Source organism: Ulvibacterium sp. (genome assembly GCF_028285715.1).
Lineage (GTDB): Bacteria > Bacteroidota > Bacteroidia > Flavobacteriales > Flavobacteriaceae > Ulvibacterium.
Genome location: NZ_JANQOO010000021.1, coordinates 172832 through 191101 on the forward strand (window position 1 = coordinate 172832; position 18270 = coordinate 191101).

Below are 18270 nucleotides of genomic sequence, written 5' to 3' on the forward strand. Positions count from 1 at the left end.
CATGGTTTAGTTTGTTAATCAAAAATTTCCTTAGGCCAAAATATCCTTTACCACATGACCGTGCACATCGGTGAGGCGGTAACGCCTACCTTGGTGCTTAAAGGTCAATCTTTCATGGTCAATACCAAAAAGGTGCAGCAATGTAGCATGAAAATCATGTACATGTACTGGATCTTTTACTACGTTGTAACTGAAGTCATCGGTTTCCCCGTACGTGAAACCAGGTTTTACCCCGGCACCGGCCATCCACATGGTAAATGCTTTTGGATGATGGTCACGTCCATAGTCTTCCGTGGTTAGCTGTCCCTGGGAATATACGGTACGTCCAAACTCCCCGCCCCAGATTACTAGGGTATCCTCTAGCATTCCCCGTTGCTTTAAATCCTTTATCAAAGCGGCATTGGCCTGATCGGTAAGCTTGCATTGGCTTCGGACACCTCCTGGGCAACCTATATGCTGATCCCATCCTTGGTGATATAACTGCACAAACTTCACATCCTTTTCCAATAACTTTCGGGCCATAAGACAATTGGCTGCATAGGTACCCGGATCTCTACTGTCTTTCCCGTACATATCAAAGATATAATCCGGCTCATCGGAAATGTCGGTCACCTCCGGTACTGATGTTTGCATTCGGAAGGCCATTTCATATTGCGTCATTCGGGCCATTATTTCGGGATCCCCGTAGGCATCATGTTGCAGTTGGTTGAGTTTGCCCAAATAATCCAACATTTTCCTTCGATCATTCCCATCGTAATTTTTTGGGTCGCTTAAGTACAAAACCGGATCTTTACCCGATCGAAATTGGACTCCCTGATGTTCCGTAGGCAAAAAACCATTGCCCCACAGGCGAGAATACAAAGGTTGGCCACCCATACCTTTGGTTATCAAAGTAATAAAAGTGGGTAGATTATCATTGTCCGATCCAAGCCCATAGCTCAACCACGCCCCAATGGACGGCCTGCCGGGCAGTTGATTTCCCGTTTGCAGAAAGGTGATAGCGGGATCATGATTAATGGCATCCGTTTGCATGGATTTTATAAAACATAGATCATCGACCACTTGGGCGGTATATGGCATTAATTCACTCACCCAAGCCCGTGATTCACCATACTGTTTAAAATCCATGATCGATGGTGCAATCGGAAAAGTAGTCTGTTCGGCACTCATCGCCGTAAGGCGTTGTCCCTGTCGCACGGAATCCGGTAAATCCTTCCCGAACATATCCCTTAATTTGGGTTTGTAATCGAACATATCCAGTTGCGAAGGTCCACCACTTTGAAAAAGGTAAACGATGCGTTTGGCTTTGGGCAAATAATGGGGAAGCCCTAAACCGTTCCTGTCAAATGCCATGGTACCTTGCTGGCCGATTCCTTCTATTGCACCAAAGGCTTTTTCAGTATTCAAAAGGGAACTCAAGGCCAAGGCTCCCAGACCCAGCGAGGTCTTGGTCAAAAAATTCCTTCTATCCCATTGCCGCTCTACCTGTTGCAGATCTTTATTGTTGGATTTTAAAATGTCGTGATGGTGACACATAACTTTGGTCTGTTTTTATCTTTTTGTAATGGTTGCATCCAGGTTCATAATCGTACTGGCCACTACGGCGTTGGCCGCTATCAGGGCAGCATCATCCGTGGAATCGATACGAAACTCCCCGGTATTCAACCACCCATCTTTTTTGGGTGGATTATGTTTGAAATTTTCGAGTTCATCCTTTTGCAGGTCCATCAATAACTTCAATTCATCTGACCGTATCTTTCTTCCGGTCAGTTGTCTAAAAACAATAGATATTCCCTCCTGAACTGTCTGTTGTTCCGTTATACTTTTCCCCAGCACCCGAGAAGCTTCCACATAAGTGGGGTCATTGAGGAGTACCAGTGCCTGTAATGGCGTATTGGTTTCTTGTCTACGCACAGTGCATATGGAACGTTCGGGCGCATCAAAAGTGGCCAATGTTGGATGGGGTACCGAACGCTTCCAAATCGTATACATGCTTTTTCGGTACAGTTTCTCTCCTTTGTCCTCGGTATAACTTGCCCCATTTATCTTCCAAAGCCCTTCAGGTTGATAAGGTTTAACACTTTTACCGCCTATTTTCCTATTGAGTAATCCGGAAGCGGAAAGGGCATTATTTCGCAGCATTTCACCCGTCAATCGTTTTGATGGCCCCCTGGCCAACAAACGATTATCCCCATCCATATCCATCAATTCTTCGCCAGCCAAAGAGGACTGTTGATAGGTATGGGACATGACCATCAATTTATGTAGGGATTTTACATCCCAACCGGATTGCACAAATTGTAGGGCCAACCAGTCCAACAATTCAGGATGACTGGGCAATTCTCCTTGATTTCCAAAATCCTCAGCCGTCTTTACGATTCCGGTACCAAATAGATTTTGCCAATATCGGTTTACCGCAACACGGGCGGTAAGGGGATTCTTTTCATGGGTTACCCATTTGGCCAGTCCCAATCGATTTTTGGGAAGGCTATCCGGGTAGGGAAATATCTTTTCAGGTGCACCGGGGTAGACCTGTTCCCCATATGCATCATACTGCCCGCGTTCCAGGACGAAGGTTTCCCGAGGTTGGTCCATCTCCTTCATCACCATAATTTCCTGTACGCGTTCTACGCTGTCCACGTATATTTTTCGGGTCTTTTCCAGTGCTTTCAACGCGTTTCGATACGCCTTGGAATACTTGGCAAGATGATACCGGGTCAAATGGATTTTTTCGTTCTGGGAGAGTTGATCGGGTGATTTTGAAAGCAATCCCGTCAGTGCATCCCTATTGGAAATTTGCAATACCTCAACATAGGTCAGTTCCTTATCGAACACCAAAATATCATCGACTATGGCCCCACCTATTCCCTTTCCTCTCCAACGGGCACCAATCTGCAAGCCGGGTTCAACAGGTTTCCCATTGGTGAAATCATCAGGGGTATCAAAGATGATATCCTTGTATAAATTATCTACCTCAACTTCGGTCCTAAGCTCATGGCCATCCATAAAAACTTTAAGTCCGTCCGATGTACTGGAACCATCATAGGTCATGGTTAGTTGTACCCATGTATTTTTCGGAATCTCATCAAGACTCAATTCTACTATGGCATTATCTGGCCATACATGAGCCAACATTGCCTCCAATTTGTTTTCTTTTAAGGCCAAATGATACCCGCGGTAATTGTACAATCGTGTACCGTGATTCTTATGGAAAATAACCCCATTTTCCAATTCCTCCGGAATATTAATAGCAATACTGATGCTAAAAGGTTGATATCGCTGAAAAATTCCGATTTTACCTAAATCCAACCAAGCATCCCCATCCAATTTCAAGCCTTTCCCTGATTTACCCTCAACAATGTGTGCCACTTGTTTTGGGGCGTATTGGCGCTTCATGGTTCCTTTCTGGGATGGGTTTAACCTATTGTGCAATTGCCCTTGGAAAAAGTCAATTTTGGCCTTAAGATTATCTGGAGTTCCTTGGACATTGATTTTTTTGTAGCCTTCGGATCTTATCCATCTTTCCGTAGCACTACTTTCACTTGCTGTGGCGTATTCAACACCTTCCTTGTTCCCACTAATGAGTTCCTCCACATAGGTTAAAAAATCCTCTTGCTCCTGGGTTGGAAGCATCAAGGTAGGTACGGGCATGGATAAATCCCAAGAAATTTGACCTGACTCATTGACATTGTTGAAAAAACTATACATCTCAAAATAGTCTTTTTGGGTGATGGGATCATACTTGTGATCATGACACTTGGCACAAGCCATAGTAAGCCCCATAAGACCTTCGCCCAAAACGTTGGCCCTATCCGAAACATACTCCGAACGGAACTCTTCATCTACTATGCCGCCCTCCATATTTTGGGGATGCAACCGGTTAAATGTAGTGGCCAAAATTTGTTCCTTTGTCGCATTGGGCAACATATCTCCGGCCAATTGCCATTCCAGAAATTGGTCATAAGGCATGTTTTTCGAAAAGGCTTCGATTACCCAATCCCGCCAAACAGATACATCGCGATAGCGATCTACGGTGTACCCATGTGTGTCCGCATACCGGGCCAGATCCATCCAATCCAAGGCCATCTGTTCCCCATAATGCGGAGAATCCAACAATCGATTTACGGCCTTTTCATAGGCCTTGGGGGATCTATCCTCTAAAAAGGAATTCATTTCTTCCAAGGAGGGTGGTAATCCCGTTAGGTCAAAGGTAACCCTACGCAACAGGGTTTCCTTGTCGGCTTTCTTTGTAGGTTGTAATCCTTTCTGTTGCAATTTATATTGTATAAAATTGTCAATGGAATTTTCAATATGTTCTTCTTCTTCAAGAATCGGAATCTCAGGTTTTTCTGGTGGAATAAAGGCCCAATGATCCTTGTATTCGGCACCCTCTTCTATCCATCGAATCAACATTGCCTTTTCATAATCGGTTAAGGTAAGGTGTGATTCCGGTTGTGGCATTACCATTTGAGGGTCCTCCGAAAGAATACGGGTTACCACCTCGCTTTTCCCCGGATTTCCAGGTTTAATGGAAAAGATTCCAGGGGTATTCGTCGATTCGGCATAGGCCAGTTCAGGGAGATGTAGTTGTAGCCCAGCCTTCGCTTTTGTCTTATCCGGACCATGACAGATAAAACACTTGTCCGAAAGGATTGGTTTTACATGTTGGTTAAAGTTAACTTCCTTGGGAAGCCTTTCATATTCCTGTCGCACTGATTCCGGCAAAACGGGGCCGCCACAGGAGGAGAGAATTATACATCCCAAAAGCGAAATCGCATACCGCATCCTTACCATTCCATCCGTTTGTTTAACCCATATCAAAATTAGTGCTTCACCATCATCTATTCTTGTACAAATCAGGCTATGGGTTGTACTTTTCCGACTTTTTAATATTATACAAAATTGCCATGACTTATAATGCGATCTCTTTCTTTAACATATTTAATGGGCTTTTATAGCAAAGGACTATTAAAAAACAGTAAATTGGCAATGTATCAAATCCGATAATTTGTATGGTTCAAAAAATGCAGAAAACTTTGCAATCCTTAAAGTTGACATTGCTCAACATCGGTTATGCCCAACTGGATACCTCTTGGGACTATGATAATGTCATCAGTCCATTTTCACGCCTGTATTTGATAACCAAGGGTACCGCAAAGATTTATCACAGTTATAAAGAATTCGATTTTAAGGCGGGTTACCTGTATTTAGTGCCAAGTTTTACATACAGTCGCTATCATTGCAATACGTATCACGAACAATACTATATTAGTTTTTTGGAAGAGATAGGTAATGGCCTGTCCGTTTACAACTTAAAACATTTCATCTACGAATCGAAGGCTACCGAGATGGATATCCATTATTTCAAAAGGCTGCTGGAACTTAACCCGGACCGTTCATTGAAGGATGATAATCCCAAGGTCTATGACAACCGGAAGTCATTATCACGTTTTGAGAAAATGAACGAAAACCTTTCCACTCCGGCGTTTATGGAGACACAAGCCTTATTACTGCTTTTATTCTCGCGGTTTATCCGCAATGCCAACAGTACCAGAATCGCGGCGAAAAACAATTTAAACGATGTTCTAAGTTATATCGGGGAACATCTACACGAAGATCTTGGAGTTGCAGACCTGGCCGCTTTTTGCCACCTGAGCCCAGACCACTTTTCAAGGGTATTTCAACAACGGTATGGGATACGCCCCAGCCGGTATCTGCAGAGCAAAAGGGTTGAGCGCGCCGAAACCTTGTTATTGACAACAAAAAACTCCATTAAGGAAATCGCGGAAAAAACAGGTTGGGGCAATACATCCTATTTTACACGAATCTTTAAAAAAACCACGGGAAAAACACCTGCGGAATTCCGTCGGAACGTTCCCTGATCTAGTCCCTATTCAGATTAAAAATCCCTGTTTGCACGATGCATCAAGGCATTTGCCTCCGCATCACCCTTAAAATGTTGCTCCACAGGATCCCATTCCATGGTACGACCTATATCATATGCAATATTACAAATATTACCTATGGTCGCCGAACGGTGGCCGGTCTCAACGTCGCAGATAGGTTGAGTACGATTTTTAATGGCATCCAGCCAATCTTGATAGTGATTGTCATTGGAATTGTAAAGTCGGGTATCGGAATCCTTAAGTTCAGCCGTAAGAATAGAGCCAGGATCGGTCTCCAAATAGCTTCTGCTTACGTCTAGGGTTCCTTCACTTCCTATAAAGCGAACGCCCCATCCTTTTTCAAAATCCTCATGAACCATTTCGACCCCATTTTCATAGAACATACGCATTCCTCGAACGGCAGAACGGTCCTTAGGCGGAATATAACGTACCGGACCGGTATGGTCCATACCTAAAGCCCACTGGGCAATATCGAACATATGAGCCCCCCAATCCGTCAATATACCGCCACCGGTTTCCTCGAATTTACGCCAATCCGGAAAGAAAGGATCACTAGTGGGTGGGGATAGTCTGTGATTGTAGGGCAACAACGGTGCCGGACCACACCACGCATTCCAATCTACCTCTTTAGGCGTAGGTTCGGCTTTCATGTTAAAGGGAATAGCCGGATCACCAACATTCACCAAGACCTTTGAGATTTCACCCACGTAACCGTTCCTGACCAGTTCACAAGCCCTCCTGAATTTTTCCCAAGAACGTTGCATACTTCCGACCTGTACAACTCTTCCGGTGCTCTTGGCCGTTTCCACCATATCAATTCCTTCTTTGATACGCTGGGTCATCGGTTTTTCACAAAAAATATCCTTTCCTGCGTTCATGGCGTCGATTGCCTGGATGGCATGCCAATGATCCGGAGTGGCAATAATAACCGCATCTATATCCTTCCTATCCAGAATTTCCTTATAATATCCGGTAGTTCTCACTCCTTTATAGCCCGTCTGCTGTCTTTTCTCGGCATACATCTGTTCCACATAACCCTTGAACCAATCATTTTTAGTGGTCCAGACATCAGAACCGGCAACTATTTGCGCATCTTTTGTGTTTTCCAAAAAAACACGGGCCAAACCTATGGTCTGTTTCCCTAAACCTATAAAGCCCAGATTTATTCTATCACTGGGGGCAACAAAACCTCTTCCTAGTACATGACGTGGAACAATACTGACAGCTCCAGCGGCTAAAGCGGTTCTGGAGATAAAACTTCTACGGGAAATTTGGTAGTCGGATTTTTGACTTTTCTTTGAGGGAGAATTTGATTTTTGCATGGGTAATCGTATCGGTTGTTTGTTTTGATTAAAGATACGTATTTGTAAAAAATCATACCATAAAAACCAGAAAAGAATTTGCTTTAAACCTGTTGATAAAATAGGCGTTACGCCCTAATATGGGATAGGTCCAAGGTGTCCTTCATCTCTTTCTGCAATTTCAACAACTCTTGAAATAACTCATCGACTTTCTCCTTGTTTTTTTCTTCTTCAGCTATGTCGTGCATCTCCTCGGGATCGTTCCGTAAATCGAAAAGCAACACCTTGTTCAGCTTGGGGTAGACCATTAGCTTAAAGCCATCTTTGCGAATCATCCTTTGGGTATCTACGTAGCTACCATAGATAGATGGATACTGGATTTCTTTTTCATCGTGAAGCAAAGGCAGTACACTATTAAAAAAAACATATTGTGGTTTTTTAATTCCTGCCAAATCCAAGCTTGTGGCCATGGCATCCTGTAAATAGATATCGGCCTCAACCTTTTTACGCTTGGGAATATCAGGTCCTACAATGATAAAAGGAGTCCGGACGCTATGATCAAATTGGGATTGCTTGCCCAAAAGACCATGCCGTCCAACGGATAACCCATGATCTGCCGTAAAGATGATATAGGTTTTATCCGCTTTTCCTGTGGCTTCCAATCCTTCCAAAATTTGTCCGATTTGGTCGTCCAAATGGGTAATAAGGGCATAATATTCCTGGATGTGCTTTTTAACGGCATATTCCGTTCGGGGAAAAGGAGCCAAAGCCTCATCCCGAAGATCGGGACCATTGCCTATACTGTCCTTGAAGGGGTATTCAGGTAAAAAGCTTTTGGGCACACTGATATTCTCGAGTGGGTATTTATCCAAATATTCTTGGGGAGCCTGTCTGGGATCATGGGGCGCATTGAAAGCGAGATACATGAAAAAAGGCTTTTCGCTCCTACCAGCTTTATTTAAGAAATCCAACGCATCCTCCTTGAGCACTTCGCTCCAGTGTTTCCCACCTTGCCAAAAACCTCCGTATTTTTTATCGACAGGAGACCATAGCGTATCGTTTTCGTTTAAAGGTCTGTTATAGCCCACTGACCGAATTTCCGATTCGGAACTTCCATTGTTGAGCATTTCGTTTATGAAAGGAATGGTACCCTGGTGGCTCCAGGAATCACGTGGCATTCCGGGACGGACATGTACCACATTCTGAAAAACACTGTCGGCCGGCGCCTTCACGTGCCATTTTCCGGTCATATAGGTTTCGTAACCAGACCTTTGCATCAATCGTCCCCATGTCTTTTTCATTTCCCTACCTTGGGACCAACTTGTTGCCATTTTTTGGGCATCCCAAATACTTCGCCCTGAAATAATCATGGATCGGGACGCCACGCAAATGGCTCCGTTCCATCCACCCATATTGAAGGCATGCGTAAAACTGGTGCCATTCTTCACCAAGCGGTCCAAATTTGGAGTTTCCACCTCGTCATTGCCCCAGGCATGCAGAGCGGAATATGTCATATCATCAGCAAAGATGAAAATAATATTGGGTTGAGGGGATTCTCCTTTTTGTTCGGTTTTACAAGCAAATATCAGAGCACACAGAACTAAGCTCAGCAGTTTTTTCATGGGCATTACAGTTTTTCAATTTGGGTGTAGTACGATGGAATCATAACACCCTGGGCATCGGTAAAATTACTTTTCAGTTTATAGCTTCCTTTTTTCAATTTTCCCTTTACGATGACAAAGGGGCTATCCTCATCCACATCGGCCGTCAAAACCAAATCCCCTAACTCTACTATTGCCTTGGACGGATATATTTTTTTTCCCTCTGGCAATCCATCCCTATAGGGTGTTCCAGGAATTTCTTTTGCGGCAGCATTCAATGACAAATCAGACTCCGATGGATAACGATACAATTGAAATTGGTAATCACCATCATCCACTACTTTTACATTATAGAATCCGTTTGGGGAAAGTTCGCCCTTGCGAATCTGAACTTGGTTCCAGGGAAGTCCGTCAGTGGTATGCATATCGTGAATGGTCATCAACACTGGGTTTGCGTCAGAATTGCCCAAGGGAATTTCGGCATATTTAATATCCGGTTCCACTGTTGACCACCAAACGTCATAGAACGCCTGCATTTTGGAAACTACATTGGGATACTGTTCGGCAACATCGGTTTGTTGACCGGGATCATCCAAGATATTATATAGCTCCACTCCATTGACCAAACGCCATTCGGTAGACATGACACAAGGATACCTCCCTTTTAGAGGCCATTGGTTGCGCTGGGTATCCACAACTAGCATCCGGTCCTTGGACTGCTCCTCACCAGACAGGATTTTTGCCATACTAGTGCCGTCCAATGGATTTTTAGGGGTGTAGGGAATATTGGCCAAATCGGTCAGTGTCGGTAGTAAATCTACATGCGATACCAACTCATTGGAGGTTGTTCCCTTAAGAATGTTCCCGTTGGGCCAGCCCATAAAAAAAGGCACTTTATGCCCTCCATCATAATTGCTTCCCTTAATTCCCCTAAGGCCGGCATTAAAACCCAGTATTTTGTCATCGCTCGTTCTGGATATGCCCAAGGCGGTCCCATTGTCGGTGGTAAAAATTAAAATGGTATTGTCGAAGAGTTTCTCTTCCTTAAGATATGTGACCAATTTTCCAAAATTATCATCGATATTGGAAACCATGCCGTAAAAACGTTTTTGTTTTTCGGTTAAGTTGGCCTCCTCATACATTTTAGCGTATTTTTCAGGGACATTAAAAGGCCCATGGGCGGCATTCGGGGCCAAATATAGAAAGAAGGGACTTTTGGCATCGTGTTCCCGTAAAAAGTCCATCGCTTCATTGAACCATACATCCGTACAATACCCCTCAAATTTTTGGGGAACCCCGTTTCGGAAATAGGTGTCGTCAAAATAATCATTGTTCCAATAATCCGGTGTTTGTCCCACTCCGCCGCCGCCATGATAAATGGCATGTGCAAATCCCCGGTCCTGTGGTCGAAAGGGATAGTTATCCCCTAAGTGCCATTTTCCAAACATAGCGGTGTCATATCCGTTATCGGTAAAAACTTCTGCAATGGTCTCTTCGGTTTCCAATAAAATAGAGCATCCGGCTATGGTATGCCAAGCGTTATTGCGATTGGCGTTACGGCCTGTCATAACACCTGCCCTGGTGGGGGCACAAGTGGTACCTACGTGAAAATTGGTCAACTCCAGGGATTCGGAGGCAAAACGATCTAAATGTGGCGTTTTTGTATAGGGATTGCCATGATATCCTAAATCGCCATATCCCTGATCATCGGTCACAATGAGTATGACATTGGGGTTTTTGGATAAGGGGTCGGACACAGATACCTTGTCCTTACATCCTGTTGCAATTGTTAAAAAAGAAAAAACTAAAAACCTTGCCGTAAGGCCTAAATATTTCATGAAATTATACGTATTAATTGCTTAGGTTCCAACTCTGACCATCTTAAAGGTCAATACATTGGGAAATAACCCACGGGTTTCAATCGGGTCATTGGCCCACAAAATTGACCAAGGTTCCGATATGATCAATGCTAATCCGAATCTCGTCCTCTACCAATAAGGTAAATTCATCAGGAGGAATAATGCCCGTTCCGGTCATCAGGAAACAACCCTTAGGAAAACTACACTCCCGAAAAAGAAAATCGACCAATTCCGAATGCTTTCGTTTCATTTGATCAATTGTGATTTCGGAAGAAAACACCGTTGAACCTTTGCGCAATATCTCAAGCTTTATTTTTGAGTTTGAATGTATAGGTTTATTCGGTACATAAAGACAAGGTCCCAAGCCGGCGCAACCTTCATAGGTCTTGGCTTGTGGAAGATATAGCGGGTTTTCGCCCTCAATACTCCGGGAACTCATGTCATTGCCTATGGTATATCCTTCGATAGTTCCCTCGGAAGAGATAAAGAGGGTAAGTTCCGGCTCCGGCACATCCCAACCTGAGTCCTTTCGAATGCGTACCATGCCCCCGTCCCCCACAGTGCGCTGGGGAGTCGCCTTAAAAAATAGCTCTGGCCGATCCGCATCATACACCCGGTCATAGAATGTTCCTCCACCGGCTTTTTTGGATTCCTCCATACGCGCTTCCTTACTTCGCATATAGGTAACCCCTGAAGCCCATATTTCCTGTGAGCCCATTGGAGTGATAGTATTCTGTAAAACATCCCCATCCACAATTGAAAAATTCTTGAGGTCTTCCAACAAAGCCTTGTGAAGATTTTTTCGGTTGATAAAGGCATCCCAATCTTCTGTTTTCTTAAAATAAAATGAGTCCTCTGTTTTGATTACGGCACCCTTCTCCGTCTTGTAAATTTGCATCTAAACTGATTTGTAGTATTCCCCCTAAATTTAATTGTTTTTTGGATACTTCCATTTCAAACAACGTCTTTGTTTAGTTTTTAGGCCATATTGTTTTATCTTGGGCGCCTAATCCATTGGAACATGATGTTCAACATTGCAAAAAAAGTGGCCGTTATCACTGGTGCAAGTGGTGCCCTGGCGGGAAGTATTGCCACTAGCCTCGCCCGAGCCGGTGTAAAACTGGCTTTATTGACCAGAAACAATGAAGCCCTATGGACGCTTGTGAAGGAAATTCGCACCCATGGCGGAGTAGCCCAGAGTTATGAGGTAGATGTGCTTTCCGAAGCGTCCCTAGAGTCCGTTAAGGAAGAAATACTGAAAGATTTTGGAGGAATCGACATACTCCTGAATATTGCGGGGGGTAACCTTCCTGGGGCGACCATTGCACCGGATAAAACCATTTTTGACATGTCCATGAGCGATTTCAAAAAGGTGACGGACCTAAACCTCAACGGAACGGTGCTTCCATCCTTAATATTCGGGCAAATAATGGCGAAACGGAAAGAAGGGGTAATCATCAACTATTCCTCTATGGCCGTGGACAGGGTAATAACGCGGGTAGCCGGATATTCCGCCTCCAAAGCCGCCATGGAAAATTTTACACGATGGCTGGCCGTTGAAATGGCAACAAAATTTGGTGACAAAATTCGTGTCAATGCCATTGCACCCGGATTTTTTATTGGTAACCAAAATAAAGCATTGTTGACCAATCCCGATGGCTCTTATACAGAACGTGGAAACGCGATTATCCGCAATACTCCTATGGGACGTTTTGGAGAAGCCGAAGAATTGAACGGTGCCGTGCATTTTTTATGTAGCGATGCGGCACGATTCATTACTGGAGTAGTTTTGCCCATAGATGGCGGTTTTAGCGCTTTTAGCGGGGTTTAAGGTTTGGAAGTTAAAGCAATCAACCAACAATAAAATAACATATGTTACAAACATGGCGGTGGTACGGGCCAAGCGATCCCGTTAGCCTTCAGGATATCAAACAGGCCGGTGTACAGGGCATTGTCACCGCATTACACCAAATTCCCAACGGAGAGGTTTGGCCGATGGAAGAAATCGTGGGTCGAAAAAAGGAAATTGAGAAATCCGGGCTTGTATGGTCCGTGGTAGAGTCCTTACCCATTCATGAAAGTATTAAGACCCAAACAGGCGATTACAAACTGCACATAGAGAACTACAAAAAGAGTTTGGTGAATCTGGCGCAAAACCAAATCAAGATTGTTTGTTACAATTTTATGCCGGTGTTGGACTGGACCCGTACTAGCTTGGATTATCGCGTTTCGGACGACTCAAAGGCCTTGGCCTTTGAGCACGACGCCCTTGCCGCCTTTGATTTGTTTGTGTTAAAACGACCCAATGCGGAAAAAACCTATACCGATGCCCAGATCGACCGTGCCAAAACCTATTTTGATAAAATGTCGGAAACGGATATCTGGGAACTGGTAAAGACTATAATAGCGGGGCTGCCAGGTTCCTCCGAGGGTTATCCAGTCCCCGAAAAAGGATATGACCTTAAAAAGTTTCAGGGTATTTTGGATACATATCGTGATATCGGTGAGACAGAAATGCGAAATCACTTGGTATATTTTTTACAGGAAGTGGTGCCGATTGCCGAGGAACATGGAATTTTGATGTGCATCCATCCGGACGACCCACCGTTTTCCATTTTAGGACTGCCCAGAATTATGGGTACGGAAGCGGATTATGCCCATATTTTTGAGAAAGTGCCATCTGTGCACAACGGAATCACATTCTGTACGGGTTCTTTGGGTGCACGGGGTGATAACGATTTGGTACATATGATGGGGCGTTTTGCAGACCGCGTCCATTTTCTGCATTTGCGAAGTACGCAAAGGGACGAAACCGGCAATTTCTTTGAAGCCAACCATTTGGAAGGGAATGTAGATATGTATGGTATGGTCAAAAGCATACTTACTGAGGAAAAAAGAAGGAAATTGATCGGAAGGAGCGATTTTCAAATACCGATGCGACCCGATCATGGCCATCAAATGCTGGACGATTTACACAAGAAAACCAATCCGGGATACTCAGCTATAGGGCGCCTGAGAGGATTGGCCGAACTTCGCGGGCTTGAAATGGGAATCAAAAAATCAATTCCTGAGTTGATGGACTAGTCTAATCGGGGAAGTTGAAATAATCCTTCGCGTTTTGATAGCAAATATCGGTTACAATTTTTCCCAACCATTTTTCATCAGCGGGAAGCTCTCCATTGGTAACGTCCTGACCGATAAGGTTGCATAAAATGCGTCTGAAGTATTCATGTCTTGGGAAGGAAAGAAAACTTCGGGAATCGGTAAGCATGCCCACAAAACAGCTTAAAAGGCCCATATTGGAAAGAGCGTTCATCTGCTTTTCCATGCCATCCTTTTGATCGAGAAACCACCAGCCGGAACCGAATTGCATTTTCCCTTTCATTGATCCATCATTAAAATTGCCCACCATGGTCGCCAATACTTCATTATCCGCGGGATTTAAATTGTATGCCACGGTCTTGGCCAATTCGTCCGTACTGTCCAAATCGTTTAAAAATTCCCTGAGGGTCTTGGCCTGCGAAAAATCCCCAATGGAATCAAAACCTGAATTCGGTCCCAACCGGGTCAACAAACGTTGGTTGTTATCGCGAATGGCCCCTAAGTGAAATTGTTGGGTCCAGCCTTTTCTATGGTAGGAACGACAAAGAAACAACAGGGTGCGACATTTAAAATATCTTACTTCATCATCGGTGAGCGATTTACCTTCTTTTACTTTAGAAAAGAGTGTTTCGCAATCATATACACCCTCTTGATAAAAATACATTTGCTCCAGTCCATGATCGGAAATCCGACATCCATTTTCGTGAAAGTAATCGATCCGGTCCCGTAAGGTATCCAACAAAGCGGAATAGGAACTTATCGGTTTCCCTGTAGTGTCTTCCAACTTTTCCAGATAGGCCAAAAAAGCAGCTCCATCTTCAACCGCAAAGGTTTTATCCGGACGGAATGCGGGAAATACCTTAATCTTGGTAACATTTCGTTCCAAAATACTTTGATGATGCTCCAGGGAATCCACGGGTTCATCCGTAGTACAGACAACCTCAACATTTTGTTGCTCCAACAAAGGTATGGTGTAATGTGACGGTTCTTGAAGCATTGCAGTGGTCTGCTCATAGATGGATGTGGCACTCTCCGCGGTCAATAGCTCCGTTATGCCAAAATAGCGTTCCAATTCCAAATGCGTCCAGTGGTATAACGGATTTCGGACGGTGTATGGCGTGGTCTCACCCCATTTTAAAAACTTATCCTTGTCCGATGCGCTGCCCGTAATGTATTTTTCGTCGATTCCAAGTGTCCGCATGGCCCGCCATTTGTAATGGTCCCCCGCAAGCCAAACCTGACTTATGTTTTCAAAAGCCCTGTTTTGGGCAATTTCATGGGGAGGAAGGTGATTGTGGTAATCCAGTATCGGGAGTTTTTTGGCATAGTCGTGATATAAAATCTTTGCAAAATCATTGTTCAGCAAAAAATCATCGGTAATAAAGGTTTTCATATGCAATTAACTTCTCAACTTTTTAATCAAATCCAATGTTTTGCGAACACTGTTCTGTAGTTCCCCAAAATTCTTGGTGGCCAATATTTCCTTGCTTATGAGTTTGGAGCCCATACCCACACAGGTCACTCCAGCATCGAACCAAGCCTTGAGGTTCGATTCTTCCGTGCTTACTCCTCCGGTAGGCATGATGCTGGTCCAAGGTTGAGGGCCTTTGATTGCCTTTACAAAACCTGGACCATACGTAGAGCCCGGAAAGAGCTTAATGATCTCGCAACCCATTTCTTCGGCTCTATTTATTTCCGTAAGTGATCCACAACCGGGAGACCACAATACTTTGCGTCGATTACAGACCAAGGCAATATCTTCCCGTAATGATGGTGTAACAATAAAATTGGCTCCCATCTGCATAAATTGGGACGCTGCCGCGGCATCGGTTATGGAACCCACGCCCATGATCATTCCCGGTAATTCCTTTACGGCATATTTATTCAGTTCCAAAAAAACCTCAAAAGCAAAATCACCCCTCGCTGTAAATTCCAACAAACGGGCACCACCCTCATAACATGCTTTGAGCACCTGTTTCCCCAACTCCACATCAGGATGGTAAAACAAGGGGACCATTCCGGTCCCTTGCATTACACCTGCTACTTCTATTCTTGTATGTTGTGCCATTTTTTCGGTTAATGGTTAGGCAAAAACTATTAAATAAATCTACTCAAAAATTCCTTGGTATTACTTATTATCTAGCTACTCTTCCAGATGCATCCCCACCCATCAATTTTTGCACCTCGGCAACGGTAACCAAATTGGCATCGCCCTTAATGGTATGCTTTAGACAGGATGCCGCCACGGCAAAATTCAATGCATTCTGATCGTCATCGGGATATTGTAACAGACCGTAAATCAAACCACCCATAAAGGAGTCGCCACCCCCTACTCTATCTACAATATGCGTAATTTGATATTCGGGTGATTTATACATGGTCTCTCCATCGTACAGTACTCCCGCCCACGTATTGTGGGAAGCCGAAATAGATCCCCTCAACGTGGTAATTACCTTTTTGGCATTGGGAAATTTTTTCATCATCTGCTGACAGACGGATAGAAATGCCTCTGCCTTAACATGTTCGCCTTGAGTGGTAATATCCAATCCTTCCGGTTTTATGCCAAAATGTTTCTCGGCATCTTCCTCATTGCCCAAAATGATGTCGCAATAAGAGGTCAATTCTGTCATAATTCCTTCAGGTTCAACGCCATATTTCCATAACTTGGCGCGATAGTTTAAGTCTGTCGAAACTGTTACGCCATGTTTTTTGGCGGCTTTAACGGCTTCTAGGCAAACGTCGGCAGCACCCTGGGAGATGGCCGGGGTTATCCCTGTCCAATGAAACCATTCTACTCCCTCAAAAACAGCATCCCAATCTATCATACCTTTCTCTATTTCGGCCATTGCCGAATGTGCTCGATCATAGACAACTTTGCTGCCTCGACTTACTGCACCGGTCTCCAAGAAATAGATACCCAGACGGTCGCCACCAAAAATAATCTTATCCGTTCCAACTCCTCTTTTCCGCATTTCCATAAGGGCACATTCCCCAATATCATTTTTTGGCAAACGGGTAACAAAATCCACCGGAACGCCATAATTGGCAAGAGATACAGCAACGTTAGACTCTCCACCGCCATAGACGACATCAAAGCTAGTTGTTTGTGAAAACCTTAAAAATCCGGGGGGCGATAAGCGAAGCATAATTTCGCCGAATGTTACTACTTTCTTCATGTATTCAATCGATTTTAACCGCTAGTAAAAATGGACTATTTAAACAAGAAATCAAAATTACGATTTGTAAAAAATCTGAACGTATTATCTGGCCCATAAAATAGAATTAAAAGGCGGAACCAACAGTTTTTATCTTTTGAAATTTAAGACCTGGGACAGGATTCATAATTTATAAGCCTGTCTGGCAAGCAACAACAAGCGTCCGTCTTTTTTTTTGAAAACCAACATAATTCCGATGTTCACATCCACAGGTTGCCCATTGTTGGCCCCTTTGGCGGTCATGATATGACGCGCTATGGCCGTATCACCATAAATTGTAATCTGATCCTGGGAGGTGTCTATGGACAGAAAATCAAAGGGACCACTTAGAAGCGCTTGTATAAATTCATTTTGATTTTCCAGAATTCCGCTAGAATGTCCATAGGTCAGATTTTTGGAAGTAATCTTTTGTAATTTTTCCTTTTCAGGATGAACCAGGGCCTCATTTAGTATTTCTACGGCCCTTGCAACCTCATCTTGGTTGATTATGTCTTGGCCTCTGGAGCAATTTAAAGTGACTAATGCCAAAAAGAAGGACAGATAAAAAATAGATGTTCTCATTTTATTAAAAAATTGAAATTGTATGTTTTTAAATATGCAAAGTAATTTCACTAATCTTCTGGAGCTTTACTCAATGGGCCAAAAAACAAGTCCTATCGTTTCCAAATGACCGCGGATGGAAGAACCCCAAAACCCCATCAAACGACCGAGATACTCGCCCGTAGGTTTTTTATTAAGCACCAACCTAAAATTTAGATCCCCTCTAATACCACCATATTTTGGGGTTGTGCTCCCATCATCAAAAATAAAGGCCAAACTGTCAACAAGCCAACCTGAAGCCCCGCTAATTCCAACCAGTTTTCGATTATCCGAGACCATGTACTTCTGTTGGGCCACTCCCTTTAGACTTCCAAATGAGAATGTTTTGACCTCTCCTTTGCGGTCTATCTCAAATTGGAAACCGGCTATGGTCTCAAAACCGGGGGCTGGTGGATTCTCGCTTAGAAATACCTGAATACTTTTTAGCACATCATCCGGTTCAAAGGCGATTACCTGCACTGATGTACCTTCCTGAGCTTGAATACCCCCGACCCTATTGCCATAGTGCACCTCGCCCAGAAGGGGTTTATGGTCTTGAAGCACAACTTCTTGCTGACCAAAAACAACCTCGGTGCCGAACAATAAAAGGTATACCGCGAAAAGTACACTGGGCACTTTCATGAAATTCACTACTGCGTTAAAGTGGGATTTAAGGAACTCCATAGCTCTGGCAAAAAAGTCAACAT

14 protein-coding genes are annotated in these 18270 nt (G+C 43.9%); 3 read left to right on the top strand and 11 right to left on the bottom strand.

Going from position 1 to position 18270, the window contains the following annotated elements; genetic code table 11:
• Nucleotides 1-30 precede the first annotated feature (30 nt).
• The gene (locus Q0993_RS14845; protein ID WP_299534397.1) at nucleotides 31-1536 is read right to left on the bottom strand and encodes a DUF1501 domain-containing protein; all 1506 of its coding nucleotides are present in this window, start codon (nucleotides 1534-1536) and stop codon (nucleotides 31-33) included.
• A 15-nt stretch (nucleotides 1537-1551) separates the two neighbouring features.
• A complete protein-coding gene (locus tag Q0993_RS14850) occupies nucleotides 1552-4794 on the bottom strand; it encodes a DUF1553 domain-containing protein (protein ID WP_299534400.1) in 3243 nt (1080 codons plus the stop codon).
• Nucleotides 4795-5024: 230 nt separating this feature from the next.
• Between Q0993_RS14850 and Q0993_RS14855 the strand changes: the two genes are divergently transcribed.
• Nucleotides 5025-5882: an AraC family transcriptional regulator gene (locus Q0993_RS14855; RefSeq protein ID WP_299534403.1), complete on the top strand. Its 858-nt coding sequence runs from the start codon at nucleotides 5025-5027 to the stop codon at nucleotides 5880-5882.
• Nucleotides 5883-5899: 17 nt separating this feature from the next.
• On the opposite strand, the gene Q0993_RS14860 is transcribed toward Q0993_RS14855, so the two are convergent.
• The 4 genes from Q0993_RS14860 to Q0993_RS14875 all read right to left on the bottom strand — a co-directional run bounded on the left by Q0993_RS14860 (nucleotide 5900) and on the right by Q0993_RS14875 (nucleotide 11565).
• Complete coding sequence (locus Q0993_RS14860; RefSeq protein WP_299534406.1) at nucleotides 5900-7228, bottom strand: Gfo/Idh/MocA family oxidoreductase; 1329 nt, start codon at nucleotides 7226-7228, stop codon at nucleotides 5900-5902.
• A gap of 107 nt (nucleotides 7229-7335) precedes the next feature.
• Nucleotides 7336-8829, bottom strand: coding sequence for a sulfatase-like hydrolase/transferase (locus Q0993_RS14865; RefSeq protein ID WP_299534408.1), 1494 nt, complete (start codon nucleotides 8827-8829; stop codon nucleotides 7336-7338).
• A 5-nt stretch (nucleotides 8830-8834) separates the two neighbouring features.
• Complete coding sequence (locus tag Q0993_RS14870) at nucleotides 8835-10646, bottom strand: arylsulfatase (RefSeq protein WP_299534410.1); 1812 nt, start codon at nucleotides 10644-10646, stop codon at nucleotides 8835-8837.
• Nucleotides 10647-10734: 88 nt separating this feature from the next.
• Entirely contained in the window at nucleotides 10735-11565 is an 831-nt protein-coding gene (locus tag Q0993_RS14875) for a fumarylacetoacetate hydrolase family protein (protein ID WP_299534412.1), read from the bottom strand.
• A 123-nt stretch (nucleotides 11566-11688) separates the two neighbouring features.
• Between Q0993_RS14875 and Q0993_RS14880 the strand changes: the two genes are divergently transcribed.
• Both Q0993_RS14880 and uxuA read left to right on the top strand, forming a co-directional pair.
• The gene (locus Q0993_RS14880) at nucleotides 11689-12498 is read left to right on the top strand and encodes an SDR family oxidoreductase (protein WP_367279618.1); all 810 of its coding nucleotides are present in this window, start codon (nucleotides 11689-11691) and stop codon (nucleotides 12496-12498) included.
• A 41-nt stretch (nucleotides 12499-12539) separates the two neighbouring features.
• Nucleotides 12540-13751: a mannonate dehydratase gene (gene uxuA, locus Q0993_RS14885; RefSeq protein ID WP_299534414.1), complete on the top strand. Its 1212-nt coding sequence runs from the start codon at nucleotides 12540-12542 to the stop codon at nucleotides 13749-13751.
• A gap of 1 nt (nucleotide 13752) precedes the next feature.
• Here uxuA and uxaC read toward each other — a convergent pair whose 3' ends face one another.
• From uxaC to Q0993_RS14910, 5 genes are all read right to left on the bottom strand, one after another.
• A complete protein-coding gene (uxaC, locus tag Q0993_RS14890; RefSeq protein ID WP_299534417.1) occupies nucleotides 13753-15162 on the bottom strand; it encodes a glucuronate isomerase in 1410 nt (469 codons plus the stop codon).
• A 6-nt stretch (nucleotides 15163-15168) separates the two neighbouring features.
• Entirely contained in the window at nucleotides 15169-15837 is a 669-nt protein-coding gene (locus tag Q0993_RS14895; protein ID WP_299534419.1) for a bifunctional 4-hydroxy-2-oxoglutarate aldolase/2-dehydro-3-deoxy-phosphogluconate aldolase, read from the bottom strand.
• Nucleotides 15838-15904: 67 nt separating this feature from the next.
• The gene (locus Q0993_RS14900; protein WP_299534421.1) at nucleotides 15905-16945 is read right to left on the bottom strand and encodes a sugar kinase; all 1041 of its coding nucleotides are present in this window, start codon (nucleotides 16943-16945) and stop codon (nucleotides 15905-15907) included.
• A 162-nt stretch (nucleotides 16946-17107) separates the two neighbouring features.
• The gene (locus Q0993_RS14905) at nucleotides 17108-17545 is read right to left on the bottom strand and encodes a nuclear transport factor 2 family protein (RefSeq protein WP_299534423.1); all 438 of its coding nucleotides are present in this window, start codon (nucleotides 17543-17545) and stop codon (nucleotides 17108-17110) included.
• A 66-nt stretch (nucleotides 17546-17611) separates the two neighbouring features.
• Nucleotides 17612-18247 (bottom strand): hypothetical protein, encoded by a 636-nt coding sequence (locus Q0993_RS14910; RefSeq protein ID WP_299534425.1) that lies wholly within the window; start codon nucleotides 18245-18247, stop codon nucleotides 17612-17614.
• Between the last annotated feature and the right edge of the window lie 23 nt (nucleotides 18248-18270).

Bases quoted from the DNA above. Each gene is read 5' to 3' on its own strand.
- Q0993_RS14845 (WP_299534397.1), bottom strand. From the start codon at position 1,536: ATGTGTCACCATCACGACATTTTAAAATCCAACAATAAAGATCTGCAA.
- Q0993_RS14850 (WP_299534400.1), bottom strand. From the start codon at position 4,794: ATGGTAAGGATGCGGTATGCGATTTCGCTTTTGGGATGTATAATTCTC.
- Q0993_RS14855 (WP_299534403.1), top strand. From the start codon at position 5,025: ATGCAGAAAACTTTGCAATCCTTAAAGTTGACATTGCTCAACATCGGT.
- Q0993_RS14860 (WP_299534406.1), bottom strand. From the start codon at position 7,228: ATGCAAAAATCAAATTCTCCCTCAAAGAAAAGTCAAAAATCCGACTAC.
- Q0993_RS14865 (WP_299534408.1), bottom strand. From the start codon at position 8,829: ATGAAAAAACTGCTGAGCTTAGTTCTGTGTGCTCTGATATTTGCTTGT.
- Q0993_RS14870 (WP_299534410.1), bottom strand. From the start codon at position 10,646: ATGAAATATTTAGGCCTTACGGCAAGGTTTTTAGTTTTTTCTTTTTTA.
- Q0993_RS14875 (WP_299534412.1), bottom strand. From the start codon at position 11,565: ATGCAAATTTACAAGACGGAGAAGGGTGCCGTAATCAAAACAGAGGAC.
- Q0993_RS14880 (WP_367279618.1), top strand. From the start codon at position 11,689: ATGATGTTCAACATTGCAAAAAAAGTGGCCGTTATCACTGGTGCAAGT.
- uxuA (WP_299534414.1), top strand. From the start codon at position 12,540: ATGTTACAAACATGGCGGTGGTACGGGCCAAGCGATCCCGTTAGCCTT.
- uxaC (WP_299534417.1), bottom strand. From the start codon at position 15,162: ATGAAAACCTTTATTACCGATGATTTTTTGCTGAACAATGATTTTGCA.
- Q0993_RS14895 (WP_299534419.1), bottom strand. From the start codon at position 15,837: ATGGCACAACATACAAGAATAGAAGTAGCAGGTGTAATGCAAGGGACC.
- Q0993_RS14900 (WP_299534421.1), bottom strand. From the start codon at position 16,945: ATGAAGAAAGTAGTAACATTCGGCGAAATTATGCTTCGCTTATCGCCC.
- Q0993_RS14905 (WP_299534423.1), bottom strand. From the start codon at position 17,545: ATGAGAACATCTATTTTTTATCTGTCCTTCTTTTTGGCATTAGTCACT.
- Q0993_RS14910 (WP_299534425.1), bottom strand. From the start codon at position 18,247: ATGGAGTTCCTTAAATCCCACTTTAACGCAGTAGTGAATTTCATGAAA.